Below are 1,345 nucleotides of genomic sequence, written 5' to 3'. Positions count from 1 at the left end.
CCGAGAATCTCCTTCACCAAGAGATGACCCTGCGAGGGATTACCGATTACGCCTACGAAGTGCGCGTCTTGCCCGATGCGACTGGCGGCAGTATTCCTGGTTTCCCCCCGCAAAGCGTGCGCCTGGGCGATGGTCGCGGCTCATGGAGCCTATCCGAGCCTTCGGTAGGATTGTACCTAACCTTCCCTGTACAAACATTTTTCCTGGCATTCTTCGGACGACCCCAGGTGCAGATGGACGTATTCGCGGCCAGCAGCATTCACCAACCGGCGAATGTCTGCCCCTGATGAAGGAAGCGTTATGAATCGAAAAATCGCCGCCCTTGTTGTCGCTCTCCTGGTATTTGCCATGCTGGGCGTGATTATTTGGAATGAACATTCGGCGGGGCGTTTGGGTGTTAGGGAGCCAGGAAGCACGGGGGAAGGGGTGATGGGTTTCAATATAACCGTATCCACATCCCCTGGTGTCTCATCCTTGGCTACCCGTACACACGTGCATCAAAGCACACGAACTACCTCGTACCCCGGCTCACCTTCCCAATCACCCCCTGGCACCCATGCCCTCACGCTCACCAGCACCCCTACACCAGCGAGCACACCAACGCCAATACAAACATCTTCGCCAACCGCCGAAACACCCACACTGTTGCAGGTGGCCGCACAATTTGGCGTCAATCTACGGGACACCCCGGCGGGTGATGTGATCCAGGGGTTGCCAGAAGGCACGTTGGTACAGGCGTACCCGGAAAAAGAAATCCGGGCTGCCGGTTTTTCCTGGCGGCGTGTCGTCACCCTGGATGGCGTGGAAGGTTGGCTGGCTGTGGATCATCTGATCCCCTTCTCTGGCACACTCACAATGACACCTTGATTAGTCAGTGACCAGTGATCAGTAGGCAGTATATCGTTTTTCACCGATCAGTGATGACTGACGACTGCGGGTAACTGCTAACAAAGAAACATGCACCATGAAAAAACGCACGGCCAACCGTATCCATTGGAAATCAAATAGTTCTCTCTCCGCGATTGCAGCGGCTATTCTCCTCACCGCCGTCGCGGTTTTGTCGTCCAGCGTACCTTCGTTGGGAAATGTGCTGCTGGTATGCTCAACGGGACCGGTATTGTTATTGGCAATCAGCGCCATCTATTGGGCCAGGCGCGAAAAGCCGGGGTTCCAGCCTGGAGGCGCGATTGTAATTTTGTTAGGCTATGGCGCTTTGGCCTGTGGTTCTCTGCCCGAAGCTCCCGAACCCATACGATTGGACGCTCTGGCAAACTTTCACATGGACCAACCCTACGAAGACATCGCCAAAGTGATCGGCAATGGCGATTGGCTTTCGGATGAAGAG

Annotated in this window: 3 protein-coding genes; all 3 read left to right on the top strand. The window is 55.3% G+C overall.

The features are described from left to right. Positions 1-287: hypothetical protein (locus tag HN413_04840; protein MBT3389717.1), on the top strand; the 287-nt coding region annotated here is incomplete at its 5' end. A 13-nt stretch (positions 288-300) separates the two neighbouring features. Beyond that, positions 301-867: a hypothetical protein gene (locus HN413_04835; GenBank protein ID MBT3389716.1), complete on the top strand. Its 567-nt coding sequence runs from the start codon at positions 301-303 to the stop codon at positions 865-867. Between the two features lie 97 nt (positions 868-964). After that, positions 965-1,345 (top strand): hypothetical protein (locus HN413_04830; protein MBT3389715.1); only part of this gene is annotated, 381 nt, incomplete at its 3' end.

This window comes from Chloroflexota bacterium (genome assembly GCA_018648225.1).
Classification (GTDB): domain Bacteria; phylum Chloroflexota; class Anaerolineae; order Anaerolineales; family UBA11858; genus NIOZ-UU35.
The sequence above is the reverse complement of the archived record's forward strand: the minus strand, read 5'-3'. Positions and strand labels throughout refer to the sequence as shown.

Excerpts from the sequence above, each read along its gene's own strand:
- HN413_04835 (MBT3389716.1), top strand. The coding sequence starts at position 301 with ATGAATCGAAAAATCGCCGCCCTTGTTGTCGCTCTCCTGGTATTTGCC.